This window comes from Acinetobacter sp. IK40, from assembly GCF_035615075.1.
In the GTDB taxonomy this organism is placed as follows: Bacteria; Pseudomonadota; Gammaproteobacteria; order Pseudomonadales; family Moraxellaceae; genus Acinetobacter; species Acinetobacter courvalinii.
Genome location: NZ_JANBOE010000032.1, coordinates 1 through 858 on the forward strand (window position 1 = coordinate 1; position 858 = coordinate 858).

1 protein-coding gene is annotated in these 858 nt (G+C 54.5%); it reads right to left on the minus strand.

The features are described from left to right. Positions 1-858 (minus strand): Ig-like domain-containing protein (locus tag MSG93_RS19240; RefSeq protein ID WP_324622988.1); only part of this gene is annotated, 858 nt, incomplete at both ends.

An 858-nucleotide genomic window follows, 5' to 3' on the forward strand; every position in this document is an offset into this window, starting at 1 on the left:
TGATGGTCACTGTACCAGCTGATTCTGCTGCGTTAAGAACGTTGTCTGCTGTGACAGCATCAATATTCAGTGTCGCACCAGTGGTATCTGGCGGAGTGAGATCAACTGTTTCTGTACCTGGTACAGATGGGTTACCTGCAGGGTCGGTGGCAATCGCAGTGATGGTATCACCATCCACCAGACCGCCCGGGTTTGGTACAGTCCATTCGCCTGTCACTGGATCAGTCACCACATCAACGGTGCTGCCATCCGGGAAGGTCACAGTCACGGTTGAACCTGGTTCTGCCGTACCGGTGATTGGATCGGTACCATTGACCGGATCAATCTCTGGGGCATTCGGTGCAGTCACGTCCACGTTATAGACTTGCGTATCCGTCACGCTGCTGCTGTTACCTGCTGCATCGGTGAAGGTCGCTGTGGCATCGATGGTCTTATCGCCATCGGCCAACAGGTCACTACCTGCCACATCCGCTGTCCAGTTACCTGTCGCTGCATCTACCGTTGCAGTGTAAGTCACGCCATTGATGAGGAGTGTCACCACTGTGGTGGCTGCATCTGCAGGGATACCGGTTAAGGTACCTGTCACCGTAATGGTTGTGGTTGATTCAGCTGCATTCAACACGTTGTCCGCAGTCACCGCATCAATCGCAAGGGTTGCACCCGCTGGATTTGGTGGAGTGATGTCTACAGTCTCTGTACCTGGTACAGACGGGTTACCTGCAGGGTCAGTGGCAATCGCAGTGATGGTATCACCATCCACCAGACCGCCCGGGTTTGGTACAGTCCACTCGCCTGTTACTGGATCAGTCACCACATCAACGGTGCTGCCATCCGGGAAGGTCACAGTCACGGTTGAAC